This is a genomic window from Leclercia sp. W17 (assembly GCF_003336325.1).
In the GTDB taxonomy this organism is placed as follows: Bacteria; Pseudomonadota; Gammaproteobacteria; order Enterobacterales; family Enterobacteriaceae; genus Enterobacter.
This window is the reverse complement of record NZ_CP031101.1, coordinates 2,056,022-2,074,656: the sequence shown is the minus strand read 5'-3', so window position 1 is coordinate 2,074,656 and position 18,635 is coordinate 2,056,022. Positions and strand designations below refer to the sequence as shown.

At 51.3% G+C, this 18,635-nt stretch carries 29 protein-coding genes and 1 pseudogene; 8 read left to right on the top strand and 22 right to left on the bottom strand.

Going from position 1 to position 18,635, the window contains the following annotated elements; all coding sequences use genetic code 11:
* Nucleotides 1-6: 6 nt before the first annotated feature.
* On the bottom strand, nucleotides 7-357 hold the full coding sequence (locus DVA44_RS10235; protein ID WP_114386587.1) for an HNH endonuclease: 351 nt from the start codon (nucleotides 355-357) through the stop codon (nucleotides 7-9).
* A gap of 151 nt (nucleotides 358-508) precedes the next feature.
* Here DVA44_RS10235 and DVA44_RS10230 point away from each other — a divergent pair, with 151 nt between their 5' ends.
* Nucleotides 509-1,048, top strand: coding sequence for a YfbU family protein (locus DVA44_RS10230; protein WP_114386585.1), 540 nt, complete (start codon nucleotides 509-511; stop codon nucleotides 1,046-1,048).
* 290 nt (nucleotides 1,049-1,338) lie between these two features.
* On the opposite strand, the gene DVA44_RS10220 is transcribed toward DVA44_RS10230, so the two are convergent.
* The 21 genes and pseudogenes from DVA44_RS10220 to DVA44_RS10120 all read right to left on the bottom strand — a co-directional run bounded on the left by DVA44_RS10220 (nucleotide 1,339) and on the right by DVA44_RS10120 (nucleotide 12,892).
* Nucleotides 1,339-2,193: a DUF6236 family protein gene (locus tag DVA44_RS10220; RefSeq protein ID WP_114386581.1), complete on the bottom strand. Its 855-nt coding sequence runs from the start codon at nucleotides 2,191-2,193 to the stop codon at nucleotides 1,339-1,341.
* A gap of 263 nt (nucleotides 2,194-2,456) precedes the next feature.
* The gene (locus DVA44_RS10215) at nucleotides 2,457-2,807 is read right to left on the bottom strand and encodes a hypothetical protein (RefSeq protein WP_114386579.1); all 351 of its coding nucleotides are present in this window, start codon (nucleotides 2,805-2,807) and stop codon (nucleotides 2,457-2,459) included.
* Complete coding sequence (locus tag DVA44_RS10210) at nucleotides 2,804-3,418, bottom strand: glycoside hydrolase family 19 protein (RefSeq protein ID WP_114386578.1); 615 nt, start codon at nucleotides 3,416-3,418, stop codon at nucleotides 2,804-2,806. The genes DVA44_RS10215 and DVA44_RS10210 overlap by 4 nt, the downstream gene beginning before the upstream one ends.
* 8 nt (nucleotides 3,419-3,426) lie before the next feature.
* Nucleotides 3,427-3,762: a phage holin, lambda family gene (locus DVA44_RS10205; RefSeq protein ID WP_114386577.1), complete on the bottom strand. Its 336-nt coding sequence runs from the start codon at nucleotides 3,760-3,762 to the stop codon at nucleotides 3,427-3,429.
* A 283-nt stretch (nucleotides 3,763-4,045) separates the two neighbouring features.
* A complete protein-coding gene (locus tag DVA44_RS10200; RefSeq protein WP_114386576.1) occupies nucleotides 4,046-4,660 on the bottom strand; it encodes a hypothetical protein in 615 nt (204 codons plus the stop codon).
* Between the two features lie 13 nt (nucleotides 4,661-4,673).
* Nucleotides 4,674-5,714, bottom strand: a complete 1,041-nt coding sequence (locus DVA44_RS10195) for a DUF968 domain-containing protein (protein ID WP_114386575.1) — start codon at nucleotides 5,712-5,714, stop codon at nucleotides 4,674-4,676.
* Nucleotides 5,714-6,073: a RusA family crossover junction endodeoxyribonuclease gene (locus tag DVA44_RS10190; protein ID WP_114386574.1), complete on the bottom strand. Its 360-nt coding sequence runs from the start codon at nucleotides 6,071-6,073 to the stop codon at nucleotides 5,714-5,716. Before DVA44_RS10190 ends, DVA44_RS10195 begins: the two co-directional genes overlap by 1 nt.
* Entirely contained in the window at nucleotides 6,064-6,546 is a 483-nt protein-coding gene (locus DVA44_RS25535; RefSeq protein WP_139157094.1) for an AsnC family protein, read from the bottom strand. Before DVA44_RS25535 ends, DVA44_RS10190 begins: the two co-directional genes overlap by 10 nt.
* The gene (locus DVA44_RS10185) at nucleotides 6,543-6,749 is read right to left on the bottom strand and encodes a hypothetical protein (RefSeq protein ID WP_114386573.1); all 207 of its coding nucleotides are present in this window, start codon (nucleotides 6,747-6,749) and stop codon (nucleotides 6,543-6,545) included. Before DVA44_RS10185 ends, DVA44_RS25535 begins: the two co-directional genes overlap by 4 nt.
* A 142-nt stretch (nucleotides 6,750-6,891) precedes the next feature.
* Nucleotides 6,892-7,137 (bottom strand): hypothetical protein, encoded by a 246-nt coding sequence (locus DVA44_RS10180; protein ID WP_114386572.1) that lies wholly within the window; start codon nucleotides 7,135-7,137, stop codon nucleotides 6,892-6,894.
* Between the two features lie 37 nt (nucleotides 7,138-7,174).
* Complete coding sequence (locus DVA44_RS10175; RefSeq protein ID WP_114386571.1) at nucleotides 7,175-7,408, bottom strand: DinI-like family protein; 234 nt, start codon at nucleotides 7,406-7,408, stop codon at nucleotides 7,175-7,177.
* A gap of 627 nt (nucleotides 7,409-8,035) precedes the next feature.
* Nucleotides 8,036-8,554: a hypothetical protein gene (locus tag DVA44_RS10165; RefSeq protein ID WP_114386567.1), complete on the bottom strand. Its 519-nt coding sequence runs from the start codon at nucleotides 8,552-8,554 to the stop codon at nucleotides 8,036-8,038.
* Between the two features lie 148 nt (nucleotides 8,555-8,702).
* Nucleotides 8,703-9,002: a hypothetical protein gene (locus DVA44_RS10160; protein WP_114386565.1), complete on the bottom strand. Its 300-nt coding sequence runs from the start codon at nucleotides 9,000-9,002 to the stop codon at nucleotides 8,703-8,705.
* A complete protein-coding gene (locus DVA44_RS10155) occupies nucleotides 8,995-9,339 on the bottom strand; it encodes a hypothetical protein (RefSeq protein ID WP_114386563.1) in 345 nt (114 codons plus the stop codon). Before DVA44_RS10155 ends, DVA44_RS10160 begins: the two co-directional genes overlap by 8 nt.
* Nucleotides 9,336-9,785, bottom strand: a complete 450-nt coding sequence (locus DVA44_RS10150) for a hypothetical protein (RefSeq protein WP_114386561.1) — start codon at nucleotides 9,783-9,785, stop codon at nucleotides 9,336-9,338. Before DVA44_RS10150 ends, DVA44_RS10155 begins: the two co-directional genes overlap by 4 nt.
* A gap of 16 nt (nucleotides 9,786-9,801) precedes the next feature.
* Nucleotides 9,802-10,041 (bottom strand): annotated as a pseudogene (locus DVA44_RS10145) (DUF977 family protein); the annotation flags it as partial.
* 3 nt (nucleotides 10,042-10,044) lie between these two features.
* Nucleotides 10,045-10,464 carry a PerC family transcriptional regulator gene (locus DVA44_RS10140; protein WP_114386557.1) on the bottom strand — a complete coding sequence of 140 codons (420 nt, stop codon included), beginning with the start codon at nucleotides 10,462-10,464 and terminating at the stop codon, nucleotides 10,045-10,047.
* Nucleotides 10,465-10,482: 18 nt separating this feature from the next.
* Nucleotides 10,483-11,223, bottom strand: a complete 741-nt coding sequence (locus DVA44_RS10135; RefSeq protein WP_114386555.1) for an ATP-binding protein — start codon at nucleotides 11,221-11,223, stop codon at nucleotides 10,483-10,485.
* A 2-nt stretch (nucleotides 11,224-11,225) separates the two neighbouring features.
* Nucleotides 11,226-12,050 carry a DUF1376 domain-containing protein gene (locus DVA44_RS10130; RefSeq protein ID WP_114386553.1) on the bottom strand — a complete coding sequence of 275 codons (825 nt, stop codon included), beginning with the start codon at nucleotides 12,048-12,050 and terminating at the stop codon, nucleotides 11,226-11,228.
* A gap of 54 nt (nucleotides 12,051-12,104) precedes the next feature.
* Nucleotides 12,105-12,659 carry a toxin YdaT family protein gene (locus DVA44_RS10125; RefSeq protein ID WP_114386551.1) on the bottom strand — a complete coding sequence of 185 codons (555 nt, stop codon included), beginning with the start codon at nucleotides 12,657-12,659 and terminating at the stop codon, nucleotides 12,105-12,107.
* A 2-nt stretch (nucleotides 12,660-12,661) separates the two neighbouring features.
* Nucleotides 12,662-12,892 (bottom strand): YdaS family helix-turn-helix protein, encoded by a 231-nt coding sequence (locus DVA44_RS10120; protein WP_074132863.1) that lies wholly within the window; start codon nucleotides 12,890-12,892, stop codon nucleotides 12,662-12,664.
* An 89-nt stretch (nucleotides 12,893-12,981) separates the two neighbouring features.
* Here DVA44_RS10120 and DVA44_RS10115 point away from each other — a divergent pair, with 89 nt between their 5' ends.
* The 7 genes from DVA44_RS10115 (at nucleotide 12,982) to DVA44_RS10090 (ending at nucleotide 18,631) form a co-directional block, all read left to right on the top strand.
* Nucleotides 12,982-13,410: a helix-turn-helix domain-containing protein gene (locus DVA44_RS10115; RefSeq protein WP_114386549.1), complete on the top strand. Its 429-nt coding sequence runs from the start codon at nucleotides 12,982-12,984 to the stop codon at nucleotides 13,408-13,410.
* A gap of 209 nt (nucleotides 13,411-13,619) precedes the next feature.
* A complete protein-coding gene (locus DVA44_RS25530) occupies nucleotides 13,620-13,814 on the top strand; it encodes a hypothetical protein (protein ID WP_130588671.1) in 195 nt (64 codons plus the stop codon).
* Nucleotides 13,811-13,993, top strand: a complete 183-nt coding sequence (locus DVA44_RS10110; protein ID WP_114386547.1) for a DUF1482 family protein — start codon at nucleotides 13,811-13,813, stop codon at nucleotides 13,991-13,993. The genes DVA44_RS25530 and DVA44_RS10110 overlap by 4 nt, the downstream gene beginning before the upstream one ends.
* A 43-nt stretch (nucleotides 13,994-14,036) precedes the next feature.
* Nucleotides 14,037-14,378 (top strand): Rrf2 family transcriptional regulator, encoded by a 342-nt coding sequence (locus tag DVA44_RS10105; protein WP_174521484.1) that lies wholly within the window; start codon nucleotides 14,037-14,039, stop codon nucleotides 14,376-14,378.
* A gap of 138 nt (nucleotides 14,379-14,516) precedes the next feature.
* Complete coding sequence (locus DVA44_RS10100) at nucleotides 14,517-17,225, top strand: exonuclease (protein ID WP_246843619.1); 2,709 nt, start codon at nucleotides 14,517-14,519, stop codon at nucleotides 17,223-17,225.
* A gap of 52 nt (nucleotides 17,226-17,277) precedes the next feature.
* On the top strand, nucleotides 17,278-17,526 hold the full coding sequence (locus tag DVA44_RS10095) for an excisionase (protein WP_063160322.1): 249 nt from the start codon (nucleotides 17,278-17,280) through the stop codon (nucleotides 17,524-17,526).
* A complete protein-coding gene (locus DVA44_RS10090; protein ID WP_114386545.1) occupies nucleotides 17,504-18,631 on the top strand; it encodes a phage integrase Arm DNA-binding domain-containing protein in 1,128 nt (375 codons plus the stop codon). The genes DVA44_RS10095 and DVA44_RS10090 overlap by 23 nt, the downstream gene beginning before the upstream one ends.
* Nucleotides 18,632-18,635: the final 4 nt, after the last annotated feature.

Genomic DNA, 18,635 nt, shown 5'->3' with positions numbered 1-18,635 from the left:
TCACTCTCACTTAATGCGGTCGCGCGCGGTCTTCTTGGCATGACAGGACCAGCACAGGCTCTGCAGGTTCGCATCGGCGTCAGTGCCGCCGTGCGCCTTAGGTGTGATGTGGTCAACGCATGACGCAGACTTGGCAACCCCCTGCTTCAGATGCTCCTGGCACAGCCCTTTGTCACGCTTCAGGATCCGCGCGCGTATGATCTCCCATTTCGTGCCGTAGCCGCGCTGGTGTCGTGTCTGACCGGGCTTATACTGCTTCCAGCCCTCGCCCTTGTGCCCCTCGCAGAAGCCTGATGGGTCTGTTGTTGTCGAGCGGCAGCCGCGAACGCGACAGGCCTTTGGTGTGCGTGGCGGCATAATGACCCCTCCTTACACCTCGTGATGGGTTTGCACACAGAATCGTCCCACGAATGTTCATGCAGGTATTTGATGTTGATGTGAGCTAGATCTATAGACTTAACGAGCAAAGATGTGCTGATATTATCCTTTTACTTCAGAGGGTTACTTCATGGATTTTAAAGATAAAATCAACACCATCATGTTGTGCGATATTGCCATTCACCTGGGTATCAAAACTGATATTGATCCAGAGATAGTTAAGTATGCTGTTTCGTCAGGCAATACGTGGGTATTGCAAGCCCACCACTCGTGGCTGGACAGCGATGAACCCAGTAAAGAGGACCGTGATTTCGTAACATCCGTTTTGGACATGTATCGTGGCCTTTCTAATGCATTTAGAAAGCTTAATGAAGATGAGCAGATAGCATTGACGAAAGATCATCACCTTAAAATCCATGATGGGGACATCCAGATTCCCGGCTTTGATGGCAATAATGAAAGCGATTACTTCAGCATCATTGAGGCGTATCAGAAATTCAATCGCTACTCTGAGCAACAACAACCAATCGCCGATACACACTCACATACCGAGCATCTATATAGCGCAATGCTCAATGAATATAAAAAAATTGACGCCGTGAACCGTAGCTGGAATTTATCGAAAGACGAAATTTCAGCTGTGCTATCCACCGCTCCTCGCAGCTTTTAACAATTCAGGCGGGAAATGATTCCCGCCTCTATTCATTTGGCATTATCACAGGCACTCAGTGAATGCCTGCTGTAATGCTAAAAAACCGCCCAGAGGCGGTTATGTTTTTCAATCTGATATTGGAAATAAGCATTCAGTTTTTTTCTCGGGCAAAACCGAAGAGCAAGGCTACAAGGGGAATCAGCACCCATGTCGCGTTAGGAAACCAGAACTGTATGAATGATCCTATAGTTATGAGTAAGTAGGCGGATCCCATTTTTTTTCCATACCAAGATATGGGCATGCTCACCTCACTTATAAAAACCCTCGACACGAGCCTTAGAGATGTAGGCGAGATTTGTATTCGCACCATTTCTCATGCTTTGAAGGCGAGGTTTAATTTTTACAAACCCTTCCAGAACCGCAATCACCGCCCCTGCACTTACTGTCTCAAGAATGTGTGGGGAGCTAAAAGCACCCAATATTGTCGCGATTCCAGCTCGAATATTTGATAAATCAAATTCTGGTGATATATCAAGATCAAATTTTATAGGACTTCGCCACCCTTCAGCATTTAGTTTTTCTAAGTCAGAAATTGCCTGCTTAAGCTTTGTGAAAGTCTTTGCAGCCTGAAGAGTAGGATCACCTGAATTAATTATCTCGAAGTACAACTCATCACAATATGCGTGTAGCGCTTGCAGTTCATCTTTTCTTCGATGTTTGAATTCCAATATTTCATGCAGAGGAACACCTGCATCAGGTACAGGTAAAAGATTTTCTAACTCTAATCGTACAGTTTCCTTTGAAACTGAAGCATCAGCCAGTAATAAAGAGTTATCCCCAGTCTGGTGAATGCTCCAAGCCGTTGTCTTATCAGTACCCCTTAAGTGATCTGTAACTTGTACCTGTGATTGTAAGTGCAATCTAGGAAATTCTTCAGCCCCAAAAGAACGCCATTCGATTACAGGCCTGGTAAGTAAACCGCATTCTATAAATTCTTTACCGTCGAAGAGACCATGACCTATGAATCTGTTTTTTGGTACCGCTATTTTATCCCAATACAGCGCAAAATAATTAAGTTGTAATGCAGAAAGTGCTTCACCAATTATAAAGCCATCTTCGCATTGCTGAACCTCAAAAGGCAATGCTACAACACCTCTTCCCATGCCAACCTCAGAATCATTTGTTCAAAGGCTTTGAAATTACCATCACAGCCACAGCTACACAATATTATTTAAGTTTCAAATATTCATTTTATGACAGCGTTGACATTTGTTACTCAACCACAGAGGGAACTATTGCGATATTCTATTTTCATTTTATCGCGACATACCAGGACTGCCAGCGATACATATTGAGGCGCAACTGGCGCAGGCATTCCGCAGTTTCGATATCAGCCTGCAGATCGTCATCGCTATTGGTGCCAGCATTACTTCCTCTGCACGGCTCCTGCATCAAATCCGCTGATGGAGTTGGCAGCGTCGATGGCACGCTGGCGCAGCTGCACAGCATCATCGTCAAACTGGCACACAGTACGATCCGGAGACTGAACATATTTCACCACGTCGCGGGTAATGGTTCGGTAAATCACTTTGCCCTCGGCGGTGGCCGCGGCGGCTTTCTCTTCTACCGGCTGAATGGCTTTCTCGGCGTTCTCTTTCTTCTTTGCCGCTAGCGCGTTGATATGGTCAGCATGTGCGCTCCAGCCAGAACGCCAGGCCATCGCCCCAGTTAACGAGATAGCGACCACCAGCGCCAGCAGAACGTATCGCAGCTTCATGACAGCGCCGCCAGCGCCCGGCTGTAACGCACCTTCCGGTCAGCCACCCCATTCTGCCCACCGTTGATGATCTGGGTGACCCGTACGATATCGCCGGAATACATCAGGCAACCGCGTAATGCGAAGAACCAGGCCGCCGAGCGTGCTGCGTGACGCTCCTGCACCAGCAGTTCCGGCGCGCTTACCAGATCCAGTTTCAGGGCCGCACCGCATTTAGTGTAGTTCTCACGCCCGGTGATCTGCAGCAGGCCACGGCCACGATATTTCCAGCCGTCGCCCTCAGCTGTGTTGCCCATGCGGCCACCGTAAACCAGGTTGGCGATCTGCGGCTGGTGGGCGGTCTGCTTATTGTCGATCCGGCCCAGCATCTCGCACTGATACGGCGTCAGGCGTTTACCGAAGGTTCTCTTCAGGCCGTCTACCGAATAGTTGAAGTTCTCCACCAGCGAGGTAAAGCCTGCCGACTCGTGGCCCAGCTGCGCGATGAACATGGCCTGATCGTTAACTGCGGTGATGCCGAACTCTTTCATTGCTGCGTCGATATGCGGATACCAGCGCGCAGCTAATTCGGCGCTGATACCAGCCGCCTTTTGAAATTGTGCCTGATTCATAGGGTTCCTTACTTGGTGTCGCCACCAAAGCGGACGTTGATAACTCGGTTTGCCACCGAACGGACCTGTTCGACGCCTACAAAGCCCAGCGCCCCGCCGATTGCAATGGAGAGAGTTTGCGGAAGGTTGACGTAATCCAGAGCGGATACAGCAGTTAACGTCATGGCACCGCACATCAGTCCTTCCAGCAGCATCTTTTTCCAGCCACCGCCGCCGTAGGCAATTCTCAGCACTGCCATTACAACCGACAGCAGCACAGCGCCAATGGGTGTTTCACCACGCCACCAGCTATGGAGCAGATCAATTAACTCCGTCCAGGAGTGAGGGTCATTATGCATTTTCATTTCTCTCACCTCGCTGGTTCGCGGGTGTTATGTGGGAAAGGATCAGGCTCTCCGGATGAATTAACGACAAGACGAGTGATGGGGGTTCCGGGAGCCTGAATTAGAAAAGGCCACCAAACGGTGACCTCAGAAAAGAAAAAACCCCGCCGAAGCGAGGTTTCAGGATATGTTTGATAAGGGCTTTTCGACGCTGCCATCGTGGCGCAGCTCTGCCAAGCATGAATGGATTATTCATTTTTCTGGCCCGTTTTCAACTCCATTTTAAAATTATTTAACACACATCTCACTTTTGCTCAGTTTGCATCTGCCGGCGGACGGCCAGAAACACCTTCGCGCGAAAGATTTCAAGGCACCAGCGCACACGCTTACGGGCTTCGTCAACGGACAGCCAAGGCGCGACCTGCTGTAAGTCTCGCGTGATGTCGGATATCTTCTTGCGGGAGGTGTAGAACTGCAGGCCAACCAGATACACCGGGTCGTGCAGGTCGAAGGTATTCAGCATAATCTGTTCAATAAAGTCAGCATCATCGCGGCGCTCGCTCTCTTCGATTAACGCTGACAGGGTCACCGGCCACAGAATTGACCGGGCACGCAACGCCGCCTGTACGCCACGGAACCCCTCCTCCCTCGCCTGCCCCAGTGCCTCAGTGATGCGCGACAGCTGAGTGTCCGACCACTCCGATTGCTTTACCTCAGACCAGAACTGGCTGCAATTCTCCAGGCGGTATTGCGCGCGGGTTTTACCGCCGACGCATTCGCCCCAGACCGTCAGCAAGGATTTAATCCAGGCTGACTGAACGCACGTTAAGGGTGTGAACTTGCCGAGCCAGCTTTTGCGCGGTGCAGATGCTGCTTTACCTAAACCTTCGATATGAATGCGGCGTTGACGTGGTGTCATCCTGTACTGCTCCTTAAGCCAGAACGCCGAGCGCAAAGGCCCGGTCCAGCACTCTGATTATCATTTCCGGCTGAGTACCGTGCTTACGCTCGAATTTCACCGGATCGTTATGTAGTTCGGTATGGTGCTGGCGGCACAGGGGGATCACGAGACTGTCGTGCGCCTTCGTTGCCATGCCTCCCTGACCCCAGCCGATGAGATGGTGTGGATCATCTGACGGCCGGCCGCAGCATTCACAGGGCTGCGTCTTAACCCATGCCAGATACTTTGCGTTCTCCCAACGGGTCCGCTTTGGCCGCTTCATCAGGGTCTGCGGTGATTCGGGATCCACAAGCACGCCCACAACTGGCTTAATGGCTGGTGGCGCACCTGCAGGTGTTGCAGGTGCTGCAGGTAGCGCGCGGGCCTTGTCGGCGATGATGCTGCTGGCCGGTACCGACGGTACGATCTCGCTCTCGCGGTACGTTTGTTTCTCCGCCGGCAGGCGCAATGCATCGCGGGCAACGGATTCAGGCAGCGCATCGGTGACGCCGGTACGAACAGCCCACCAGCACAATTCAGCCAGAGATAGTTCACGGGTTTTGTCGAGCGCCAGCGCCACCCGGGCAATGTCCAGCACCCAGTCGATGACGTTCTGACGCGCCAGCTCCGCCAGCCGTTCGGTGTACTGCTCGCGCAGCCGGTTGTCGCAGTGGCCGCAAAGAAGGATCGCGCCGGGCTCGTGCCGCATGGTGGTCAGTTCGTGATAGTGGTAATCGCTGAGCTGGTACTGGCAAGCCCCGCCCCCATGGCGCAGGAGCCAGTATTCCAGGCCAGCCAGCCCACCAGCAGCGGTGATCACCTTTTGATGGAGGAAGAACGGCCGCAGCGCCGGGTCAACCGCCAGCGGCTGACGCAGATCAGGCACCCGCCCTGTCTCAAAGCTGCTCATGCTGGCAGGCTGGCTCTCCACCAGCACGCGCCCTGAAATGAACATCGGCATCAGCTCGCTGCCGGGCTTCAACAGCACAACGCCCAGCTCCTTAGCGATAACTGGTTTCAGTAAGGCGCGCATCAGGCGATCTCCCCGATGATGATCTGCCCTACTTCACCCCAGCGCTTCGTCACGCGAGAATCCCAGATATGGGCGTCATCCGCATAGATGGCGTCCATCAGGGCTTTTTCCAGGTTGTCTTTGTCTGGTTTCTGCTGGTGGGGTTTGCCCGCCATTGCCTGGCGCTTCTTCTTGCTCCAGCTCGGTGGCATCGGCAGGATGAACGTAACGTGAGCGCCAGCTTCCGGCAATTCGACACCCAGCAGCCGAACGTGATCGCAGAACGCTCGGTACCGGAGAACCTCCGGGCGCTTTTTCCACTTATCGGCGCGCGTTTGTCGAGGCTTCGCAACAGGAGTAATGTCGTAAATCATTTGCATACGACAGCTCCTTCTAATTTTGCACCTCGACGAATACGAGCATGAACCGTATCAGGCTTAATCCCCACAGCCCTTGCATATTCGGTTGCGGTTATCTTTTCACCTCTATACAGGACAAACACATTATTCCGTTTGTTGTTTTGCTGCTTGATACTGGATACCCATCTAACGTTTCCAGGCTCGTAATTACCTTCACAGTCAATCCTATCGAGACTAAAGCCTTCAGGCCGGCTACCAACATGTTCAAAGAAAGCTAAAAAACTATCGAGCCATTCCTGGCATACAGAAATCCCGCGACCGCCATAATTTGGATAGGAGCTAACATTTGGGTTGCGGCATCTATTTTTCATATCGATCCATGCGCGATATTCCGGAGTGTTTTTCATCCCATGCTTGGGAATAAAACGTCCCCCAACGCCCATGTTTGATAGGGCAAGATCCGATAGAGTGCGTCCTCGCTTGTCGATTTTCACGCATCCCTCCAGAGCTTTTGCTGGAAGGTCTTATCCTGCCGCGGGGCATTATTGGCCTCCGGCAGATAAGCGGTGAGCGTCCAGTGGATAAGATCGACATCAAGGCTTCGCGCAGTGCGCACGTCATTGGCGCGATAGCGGGCCTCGAGTTCGTCCACTTCTTTCAAGGTGAGTTGCGTGTGAATGAAGCTGGTTTTCTTCATGCCGCCACCTGGTAGCGCGCAGGCAAAAAGAAATCGCTGGCCCCGGAAGAGGTCAGTTTAAGTGTTTGCTTAAGTGTCTGTTTGATTGGTTTTTGCGCCATGGTCTCTCTCCAGTGGCGCAGCAGGTATAGGTTGTTCAGGCCTATGACGGGAGTGTAACAGAATTCTGCGAAACGCGATAACCAGCCCGCTCCAGCATCAGCGTGAAGAGTGTCGGCGTTCCTACAATTTCATCGGGCTGGAGCGGCATAAACGATACTTCGTTACCACGTCTGTACATTAACGCTCGCTCGCATTCCGGAAATGTGTGCAGTCGTGCAACGATAACCCCATCGTGACATCTGATGACCGCATAGCCCTTTTTTGGTAATTCTTCTGTTTCTTTCACCGCACCCCTCCACCCGGGAAACTAATTGCATGCTGTATTAATAAAACCAGTCGTCTGCGCTTTCCCAGGTCTGCTGAAGGATTTCTTCAACCGTCTTTTTAACCTCTTTCTCACTACCATAAACACTTAACCCATCCGAGCCTGCGCGACGTATCACCAGACTGCAATCATCGAACTGGTTCTGGAGTCGTTTTAATAGTTCTTTTTCCAGTGCCGGAACCGCGCCCTTAGGAAGTTCTTTAGTACGATCAATGGTTAACTCAACTTTCATAATTGCCTCCGCTGCATCAACTGTATATTCATACAGTATACCTGTGAGCTAATTTGATCAATGTTTTAAGCGCACAAAATGCCTGTCGAATTTGAAAAAAAAGAAAGTACAGCGTCACAGTGCGCTCATGAAAAAGGCCTCCAAAGAGGCCCTGGCTGTCGATATGGGGATTCCCATATCGCTTGTATGGTAGGTTATGTGGCCTGTTCCCGCTCTCCGCACATCTCCGGCAGGTTTGCACGTACCAGCGCCTCAGCAGACTGCGGGACGGCATTGTGGCTTATGGATGTATTTCAGAACGAAAAAAACCTCCCTGTTGGGGAGGCTTTTAATTATTGCGAGGCGTACCATGACTGAGTTGCTTGATCAAAACCTTCATCAAATTAATCAGTGCAATAATTACGCCTCCTAGTGTACTTATAGCAATGTCACTCATGTCAATTTTCTCCATCCCGAGCATAATGCATATGACAAAGAAGGTGAAAATGCTTAAGCAAAATGTATAAGTTACTGATTTAGCAAGATAATGCATGGCCTAGAAGTCCCCTCCCAGGCGCGAGGTCACCAGAGTTGTTCAGGCTCTGGTGAAGTAATTATGGCTGGTTGTTCATGGAAAATCAAAAACAACTATTCTCCCGTGAACATTTTTTTTGCAATGAACGAGCAATCATTTGTTGTTGAGGCGACATCTTTACCAAAGTCGAAAGACTTTCCGATCTTTCCCACTTTCTCTGGTTGCACACGATATTTACTGACCATCTTTGCATATTTATCGGCAAGATAGGTTTCCCAATTCCCTGTATGCTTTCCCATATATCCGTAGAAACAAGCGTTATGCAAATCTGTATAAAATTCAGCGATAGGGACAGGTGTTATCCATTTTAGCTTCCCTGACTCGTTGAGTTTTTCAGCCTCATCTACCGCCTTTTTATCCCAGCATATCCCTGTACCCTCATTCGCAGTGTTCTCACTCTGCAGGTATCCGTTGTCGTCTTTAGTCCAGATACACCTTATGTCGTAATCCTTGTTTACGGTTACAGCATATGGGCGATCTAAGTTCTCAATAATACGACCGAAGCTATCTGCTTGCGCCACGCCTGCCGCACCCATGAGAGCTAGTAACAGATAATTATTTTTGAATTTCATATGGCCCCAATAGCATGAATATCATCAGGTTTCCTTAAGAATAAGTGCACAGGCCACGACACTACAAGGTCAATGAAATAACGCCCTGCACAAAAATAATAAATTTATACAGGGCATTGGTAATTATCAGATCACCATACAATTACGCTTATGGATTTACCTCCTGCTGCGCTGCTGCTGCGAGCAGCCTACTCCAGGCATCTTTTGAGTCTTCTGCCCCATGGTCGATAATTGAATCGAACTCGTCCAACACTGCCATTGTCGGCTCAATCGGCACCAGTGCATAACCATCAGGCACTACCGGTTCAACCGGGGCCATCAGTCTTTCCAGCGCAATTTCTGCCAGGCATTTATCCATTTGCGCCAGCTGGCTCTCTGGAAACCCGGCAACCATTGCAAGGCGCATTTTGGCGCGAGTGATCAGCTGCTTTTTGGTTAATTCAGTCATTCCACGCCTCCAGCTCGTTCTGAATCTCTTCGTCGATTTCGTCATTGGTGGCGGTCTTGTCGAGGCAGCGCCGCGCTTCTTTCAGGTAGGCTTCACGGCGTTCGTCGTACCAGGCGGGAAACTCTGGCGACCATCCGCCTCTGTTACACTGATAATCAACAAACGCGTTATCTTCGGCCATACGCTCAACCATGCAGTCGGCAGTAATCAGGCCGCACTCTCGGATGTATCCGCGCAGATGGTGCTTGCGCCACCATGGGCTATATTTCGAGTCGCAACGGATTTTGAACTCAACTTCCCAGCGGCGCATACATCGTGCGTTTAATGATTTGCTCATTTGGCGTCTCCCTGGCGAAGTTGGGCGGCGACAAATTCGGCAACCCTCTGCGCTTCTTTGTGGTCTTTCGCGAAAAATACGTTTATTGGCTTGAGTTCTTCATATTTTCTCCTGTGCTGGTCAGCAACGGCATCAGCACCCTGCGCCCGAACTTCTGCCAGATAGGCGTCGGTGGCCGGGGTTTCTGGCGCGGGCGGGATTTTATCTTCTGCATCTGCCCATGAATTCCAATGTTCTACTGCGTGCGCATGATTAACGGTGCACTCTTTCAGCCCCGCATTCTCAGCAGCCATCGCGTCCCGCAGTGCCAGGGTGGCGCAGTCCAGCCGTTCGGCCAGACGGGAAACAATCTTCGCGATGTCCATGATCGCCGTGTCGCTGCTCATAGCCTTCGCAAATTGATGACCAACGGCCACCAGCTCTTTGTTGTTCAGTGAATCACTCATGTGATGCTCCTCGGTGCGTGTAACGTTCCATGTCAAAATCGATAACTGCCCGCTGGTCGCGGAAGACGCCGCAGCGCCCGTGACGTATAAGTTTCCCCTGCTCCACGGCAGCCCGGATGTATTTCTCGGCGGTGGTGCGGTACAGGCCGAACATGGCGGCGACATCTCTGGTCGTTGCGCGGCCATGCTTTTTCACCAGCTCAATAATCCAGGCGATGAACAGGGTGCGCTCGCTATGCGTTTTTGGTCTCGGCATCAGTCAAGCCCTCCCCGCCTGGCGCAGGCACTCTTTACGCCGTTTGGCGATCCGGGCAACTTCGACAGCACTGCAGGCGATCCCGAACATATCCGAATACACCGCTGCGGCGCGGCGCCACAGTCCCTTTTCTTCCAGCGCCTTCGCTTTCTGCTCAGCCGCCTGCATCTTCACCGGGTCGCTTTTCTCCTCCATGCACGGAAGGATCACATCCGGAATATTGGCGTGTGGTAACGCCGTATAGGTGTACTGGACACTGTTACGGGATCGGGTTATCACTCCATCGTCGCTCAGCTCGCGCAGCAGTTTGCCTGCTGTAGCGCCTGACATATCCAGCGCTTCGGAAACGTCGCCGACGGCGCAGTTCGGCTGGTAGCGCACAAAAATCGCCACCTGGTCTTTCTGGGTTAATTGTTTGGTCATTGGTCAAAACTCGTTTAGTTATTTCACAAGCCGCAAATGGCTAACATTTTTGCGATAACTTCCCCAGGCGAAATTCACCCAGATCCCGTTATCCATGGTCAGGCGGTCCATTACCCGCTCACCCAGGGTTTTCGATAACTCATCAAAATTCAGGTTTGTCAGTACCCCCACTGGTTTCATTGCCGCCAGGCGGCGATCGATAATCTGATTAAGCAGCACCCACTCGTTACGTGTCTCGCGCTGTACCCCGACCTCATCCAGCACCAGCAGACTCACTTTGCAAAGGTCGTCCAGCAACTCAGATTCAGACTGGCCTTCGTCATAGCATTTCCGCGCGCGCAGCATCAGGTCAGGAACGGTCACCACCAGAACAGAGTGCTCACGCTGCAGCAGGAAATTGCCTATTGCCGCCGCGAGATGATTCTTCCCGGTACCGCAGCCGCCACTGAACACAAAGCTTGCAAACCCACTGCCGAAGTTCTGGGCATAGCTCTTTGCCAGGGTCAGCGCGTTCTTTTGCCCCTCGTTGCTCACCTGGTAATTCCCGAAGGTGCAATTGCGGTGCAGATTGCAAATACCGGACCGGCCAAAAATCTTCTCTGAGCGTGCGCGCTGATTTTCTTTTTCCAGCTCCGCAGCTCTCTTTCGCCCCTCCTCCTGTTGCCAGGCCATCAACTCCTTGGCGTTGGTGAACTTTGGCTGAATGCCATCGGGGATCAGTCGCTGAAGGCGGCCCAGAACGTCATTCGTTGTTTTCATCGTTACCCTCTAAATCCCGGTGGTATTTCAGTATCAGGTGTCGATACTGTCAGGGCTGGCTGGCGACGCTGGCCTTTCGCCTGAGCTGCCGCTTTAGCACGAGATGTTTGCAGACTGGATGCAAAGGTCTGCTCCCACTGAATGTGGTGTTTAACTTTCCCTTCGCATTGCCAGTAATCACGAAACTGCTGCAGCTCTACAGCGGTATAACCCGGACGCTCGCCAAGGTTGATGCCCCATAGCGCAGCTTGTCCTACGAAATCAGCTCCTGGGGTCCAGTCGTTGGTGATCGGGAATTTTCCAAACGGTGGCAAAAATTCGTTTTGCTCGCGCTCCTCTCTCTCTGGGTTTTCTTTTAGATCTGTATCTGTATCTGTATCTGTATCTGTATCTGTATCTGTATCTTTATTAGTTGGGTTTCCGTTGTCCTCCTGTTGCAACGGAGCATCAACACCCGTTGAACACCCGTTGTCACTCCGTTGCTCTTTCGTTTCTTTTTTGGCTTTTCTTGCCTGTGCCGATGCTTTACCTGCTGCGGACTTCTGACTGAGTGAGGTTTTTACAGCCTCCAGATCTCGCTCAATTCGCTCTTGCGACCATTCGCTACCGTTATCGTTGAAAAACTCTTTTAACGAAGGCTCAACGGCGTTCCAACGGTCGTTACTCAACCGTGCGATTTTTGCCAGCCGGTTTTTAGGAATGGGTCTTCCTGTCTGCCAGTAATTGAACATCAGCAGCAGGTAAGCGCCGTGCTCTTCAGTAGACAGATGCATGGTGTCCGCCAGGTAATCAGCAATGTAGAGTTGCATATAGGGCAGCGCTGCCATGTTTACTCCTGTTGCCCGGCGCACCGGGACGTGTGGTCATTGGTCAAAACTCGATTACGTAAAAAGTGGTGCTAGTGCCTGGAGATGAGCAATCATCACCCCGGCAAGCTCACCGGGTAAAAGTGCTGCGTTAGCCAGGAGGTTCTCAAATCCCTCCTTCGCTTGCTTCTTGCTCGGGAGACCCAACAATTTTGCCTGGTGGTGCTCGCCGGTCTCTTTAATCGCCTCAGCCACCAACTCGATATCGGTTTTACCCTGACGGAGACCGTGTTTTCTGGCGATCTCAATCGGCATGGCGGTACCGATCGCGGTCGCGAGCTGCATGACATAGGCCGTGTATTTGCCGGAGTTGGTTTCGTTTTTCAGGTAGCGAAAAAGGTTCTGTTTGTTCACAGTGATCCCTCTTCCGCCCTCCTTTGCCCACTGTTCGGCCACCAGCTGTGTAACAACGTCCTGCGCCTGACCCGGGATAGTTGCCTCCCATTCACGTACGGCAGACAGGATCGCGCGATGGCGTGTTGAGTCCCGGCGACGATGCTCAATCTGATTTCGGTTTTTCAGCGGAGCGGCATTATGCTGATTAAGATGTTCATACGTTATTGATTGCATGATTAGGCTTCCTTTTGAGGCAAACCATCAGTGGGATTTGGGTAGAGATCAGGTCGTAACTCATGTGGAGTTACCTGCCAATCCAGAACCCGACAGGCATTAAGAACTTCAGTGCTGGCAACTTGAGTACGAAACCAGACTGATACTGTCTGCGAGTTCTTACCCAAGCGGCGAGCTAATTCAGACTGACTTCCACACAAAGAAATAATTTTTTGTTGAATGGCTTCGTTCATGGTTCCTCCTGATTTACGTACCACATACTTGATAATTTTCTTATCAGTGTCAAGGAATTTAACTAAACACATCTGAAAAGAAACTTTGTATGCTTAACCACTGGTTTGATTTGGATATGAATATGAACTTTGAAGAACGGCTGATGAGGGCCCTTGAAGAGGCTGATATATCTCAATCTGAATTGGGTAGGCGCATTGACGTTAATTCCCAAACGGTGAGTCATTGGTGCAATGCGGGTAGCTTTCCAAGGAAAGAAAAACTGGCTCTGTTGCCCGAGGCGCTTGGTAAGCCGCTTTATTGGTTCTTTATGACGGACGAAGAAGAAGAGCACCTGAATTCAGTAACCGCCAGCAAGACAATTCTCAATCCAAAACAAGCAGCTTTACTGGATATTTTTGATCAGCTCCCTGAGTCAGAACAGGACCGCTTCGTTTCGCTGGCAAAGACACGACTGGAGGAGCTTGATGCTTTTATGGCTGAGTTCCTGCGCAAAAGAAGAATCGATCCCCAGAGTTAACCCCTTTCTCATATTAGAAGCCGCTTAATAGCGGCTTTTTTTGTAGCTATACAACAGCAAGCCCACGTATTAAAAACGCATTGGTATATTTATTATCAGATATTCATTGACTGCTGGTATGTTTATTTGTAGTCTGATTTCACAAATTCAGTCATCCAGGCAGGACGCCCACGAAGTAGCTGCCGGCGGCATACGAAACACCGGATGAGATGACAAAAGCAATCGCGCAGCAGGCTTTACCGTTCCGTCGGCCAGACGTAAATGGCAATAAGGAGATAACCATGATCGACTATGCACGTAACCCCGTAAAACAGCAGGCTATTCGCCTCAACATCGTTGAAGTTCTGATCCGTAAGTTCTGCTACTTCATGGCGCAGAAAGGTAATCCAGAGCTCAACGCATGAACTCGCTCTTCGCCTTAATCGTTACCGTCTGCGCCCTCACCGGGGAATGCTCAGACATCATGCTCGGTCTCTATAAAACCGAAGCGATTTGTGAAGCAGCTGCCGCAGAGCAGCACGTGAAAGGACAGTGTTACCCGTACAAACCGGCTGACGACCAACAGCCAGCGTTACATTTTTAATCGAGTTTTGACCAATGGCCTGACTGGCCCGAAGGGATCCACTATGGAATTTGGAATGAAACGAGTGATGGCATCTGTCCAGGCCGTTGCAGTGCTGGAAAGAATCTACCGCGGAACGCCTGTACCGCTCGCCACACTGAGTAAAGAAATGAAGCTCTCGGTTTCTTATCTGGAGCAAATTTTCAAGCGGTTGCGCAGCGGCAACCTGGTCACCTCGCACAGAGGGCCCGGAGGTGGTTACAGCCTGCGTGAAGGAGATATTTCAGTTTCAGCAGTAATCCGCGCAGTAAGCAAGATCCCGTCGAACACCACGTTCGACCCTGTGCTGGATGCGCTTGATGGCGTACTTGTCTCCCAGCTGGCGAAAAAAACCAGCGTCCAATAAGCACAAAACCCGCGCAAGGCGGGTTAAGTACCCGGTCAGCCGACCAAAGCTTTCCGGAATCGAGTTTTGACCAATGACCACTACCCAAGGCGGCGATCATCAGCTGTTGGGTATCTTACACCCAAATGAGGCTCCAAGATGGAATTTTTTTATCATATTAAGGCTACCCAGAAATCTGGAAAACCTGACGGCGTTCTGTGGTTTACAGCCAAAACCGAATCGCGCGCAGCGCTACAACTGGATGTCGAGCTGGAGGACGCTGGCATCGAAACCGGCCGCGGCAAAGAATACCTGAAGCCTGTCCGCACCGATTTCCCGGTTTTCAATGATCTGCCGGAAGAAAGCACCATCGATTACACCTGGTGCGAGCGCTATCAGCTGGCCGATGACCTGCGCACCTGGATAGTGATACCTGGCGCCGCGCCTCAGAGCGAAACCACCATCGTCCCGGACAGCGTCACCAGCGATGAGAATCAGCCGGTCGCGGCGGTAACCGCCACTGATACCGCAGATGTGGGCAGCACCGTCCCGGTTGAAAACCGCTCTGTTGCAGGGCGCTTTGCCGTTCACCTGCTCGGCGATAAATATCAGACCCACATCACTAATGAGCAAATGATTGATGCCATGACCCTGTCGATGGACGACGAAAATAGCTATTTCCAGAACCTGCTGCAGGCCAAAAATGACGTTGCTGATATTGGCGCTCTCAGCCTGCATGCCGAGTGGAAACTGGTCCAGGTCATCAAAGACATTTTCCCGCAAGACAAAGAACACAATCCTGCACTGCTGGCCATCTTCATGTCGAGCTGGATTAAAGCCGAAGCTGACGAGCGCAATCAGCTGGTTGACGACTGGAAGAGTGGAAAGCTTCCAGCCAAAGAAGAACCTGAGGACTTAATTGAGCATGGCCTGAGGATCAGTAAACATGATGACGGGGGCGCTCATTATCCCGTCTGCAAAATGCCATTCCGTAAACAGCTCCTGGCTCAGTTGACAGCTGACCAACTGCGCCATCACATCAGCCGCAAAGAACACGCGGATCTTCACTTAATGGAAATGGACACCGATAACGGATATGTCCAGAACCTGCTTCTGGCCGCAGAGAATTCTTCAGAAGTTAAGGCTTATGACACCAAGGACCTGTGGCGCTATACGAATGCTATTCGAACAGTGTTCAGCATGGATAAGCGCCATGAGCTGGCTCTGCTGCTGCAGTTCACTAAAGCCTGGGTAGTCACCCCATATATCGACCGAGGGATCCTGACGCGTGAATGGGCAGCAGGTAACCGCATCAGTCACGTGCAGCGCACAGATGCAGGCACCAATGCCGACGGCGGGTATGTAACTGACCGCGGCGCAGATGCGCATCACACACTGGACACCCTCGATCTGGAGATCGCCTGCGCCCTGCTGCCGATGGATTTCCACCATTTTGAAATCCCTTCCAGTGTTTTGCGCCGCGCCAAAGAGATTGTCGCGAACAAAGAAGAACCCTGGAAATCATGGAGCAAAATTCTGCGCAATCAGCCTGGTGTTCTGGCAGTGAACCGCACGGCTATTTTTAACCTGGTGCGCATCGCACCAGAGAATATCCACCTGACTCCAGCTGCACACCTCGAGTTCGTTAACCGAACTATGACGACAAATTTCAATGAAGCGACTGAGCTGATGCCTATTCATGCCAACAATGCACAGCCGCAGGAAGCCGTTACCAAAGAAATGGTCGATGAAGCATGGCAGGAGGTTGATGAAACGCTGGAAGAGCTTCATTCCGCATATAACCCAAGCGAACAAAAATGCCCTGAACGTGCACTTTCTATTGTGGATCAGATGCGTCAACGCGCTGCTGATGAAAAGCTCCACGCGGAAAAAAATGAGGCGACCATTGCCGACAGCCAGACGCAGGTCGCGAACCTCGGCGGCGGCGTGTTCTCTATCGATGGCCTAATGGGTACAAATAATGACCCGGTCATCAATACCCTCTCAAACGCAGTCGAAAAAACGGAAACAGTAACGGAGACCACCAGCGATGTGCAGATGGAAGAGACTAACCCGGCGAAAGGAGAAAGTGTTGGCGCGGTTCCACCAGGCGAAAGCGCTGATGCAACTGCTGCGCAAACAGATGCCGTAGCGGGAACCATCTGCGCTAGCTGTGGTACCGAAGGTGGCGGCGGTTGCCCTGACTGTGGCGCCGCGGTTGGCGATGCAACCTATGCGGTGATGGAAGCGGGTCTGAAAGAGGAACTGGAGGCGCTAGGGGCTGATACCTCAAACTCGGAAACCATGTTCACGCACCTGATGGTGGATCTCGAAACCATGGGCAAAAAACCGGGTGCCCCGATCGTTTCAGTGGGGGCCGTATTCTTTGACCCGGCCAGCGGTTTGACCGGTGCTGAATATTATCAGGTGATTAATCTGGAATCGTCGATGTCATTCGGGGCAAGGCCAGACGCCAGCACTATTCTATGGTGGCTGAAACAATCGCCTGAAGCACGATCTGCAATCGTGGTGGATGATACGGTCGGCCTGGTAGAAGCGCTTGAGCAGCTTCTCGACTTCATCGCTGAAAACGCAGCCAACGGTTCTAAGAATGTGCAGCTCTGGGGAAATGGTAGTTCGTTTGATTGCTCTCTTCTGGAAGCAGCATTTGAGCTGGCCGACACGCCCTTCCCGATCCCGCACTGGAATTACCGTGACGTGCGAACCGTCGTTGAGCTGGGTAAAGCGGTTGGGCTAAATGCTCGCTACGACATCCCTTTTGAAGGCGATCAGCATAACGCCCTGGCCGACGCCCGCCACCAGGTCAAATACGTATCGGCTATCTGGCAACGCCTGACAGCAATCTGATTTCTTTTATTCACCTTTTGGCCCTGCAAAGGGCCATTATCTGGAGAAGATAATGTCCAGGTTAGTTCTATTATCTGAATGGGCAAAGCGCGAATTTGGAGAGCCGGTGCCCGGAACATCCACCCTTTGCAAATACGCCAAGAACGGCATGATTTCACCGCCCCCATGCAAAGTGGGAAAAAGCTGGCGCGTCGAGGTCACGGCCCGGTTCGTTGGCTTATCAGCAGAACCAGAGATAAAGAAACAGGATCACCCGCTCCTGAGGAGGATTTTAGAAGATGGCGCGACCTCGGAAACATAACGTATCTATACCAGGCCTTTCCTGTTTTCTGGACTCGCGCACCAAAAAAGTTTACTGGCGGTATAAGCATCCTGTTACTGGGAAATTTCACGGCCTCGGCACCGATGAAAGTACCGCCAAAGAAATTGCCATTGAAGCTAACAGCCGTTTAGCCGAACAAAAAATGAGGCATCTGATCCGCGCTAAAAATGACATCAACAAGCGCCTGGGCGGAGCCGCAACGATCAGCGAGTATTTGGTACGGTACAGAAGGCTTCAGGAAGAGCGGCTGCAACAAGGCGAGATTAAGCTAAATACATTCAAGCAAAAGGCCTCACCGTTAAAGGTTCTTGAGGAATCTTTGGGGCCACGCCAGCTGGATGAAATTACCGTAAAGGATATTGTGTCGATTCTGGAAGATTATAAAGAGAAGGGACATAACAGGATGGGGCAGATTTTCAGGAAGGTTACGATCGATGTGTTTAAGGAAGCGCAGCAAGTCGGAGAAGTCCCGCCTGGATTCAACCCGGCGCTTTCCAGCAAGAAGCCCCACGTAAAGATCAGTCGGCAAAGGCTTACTTTCGAGGAGTGGATGCTTATCTTCAACGCGGCAGAAAAAGATAATTATTTCCTTCAACGCGGTATGCAGCTGGCCATTATCACCGGGCAGCGCCTGTCTGATATATGCAACATGAAGTTTACTGACATCCAGGAAGGTTGTTTGTGTATCGAGCAAAGCAAGACCGGATACAAGCTGGCCATTCCTTTAGAGTTACGCTGTAACGCACTTGGCATCTCGCTCGGTGAGGTGATCTCCTCGTGCCGCGACAAGGTTCTGAGCCCTTACTTGTTGCATCATCACCACGCTAAAGGGAAAGCCAAGCGGGGCGGCATGGTTAAACCGGCAACCTTAACTGTCGCATTTAGCAAAGCGAGAGATAGCGTCGCGTACGAGTGGGAGAAAAACGGCACGGCACCGAGCTTCCACGAACAGCGATCTTTATCGGAGCGGCTTTATCGCGAGCAAGGTATAGATACTCAAGTTTTACTTGGGCACTCCAGTGTAATCATGACGAATAAATATAATGACACTCGAGGAAAAGAGTATAAAAAACTGGTCATTTAACGAC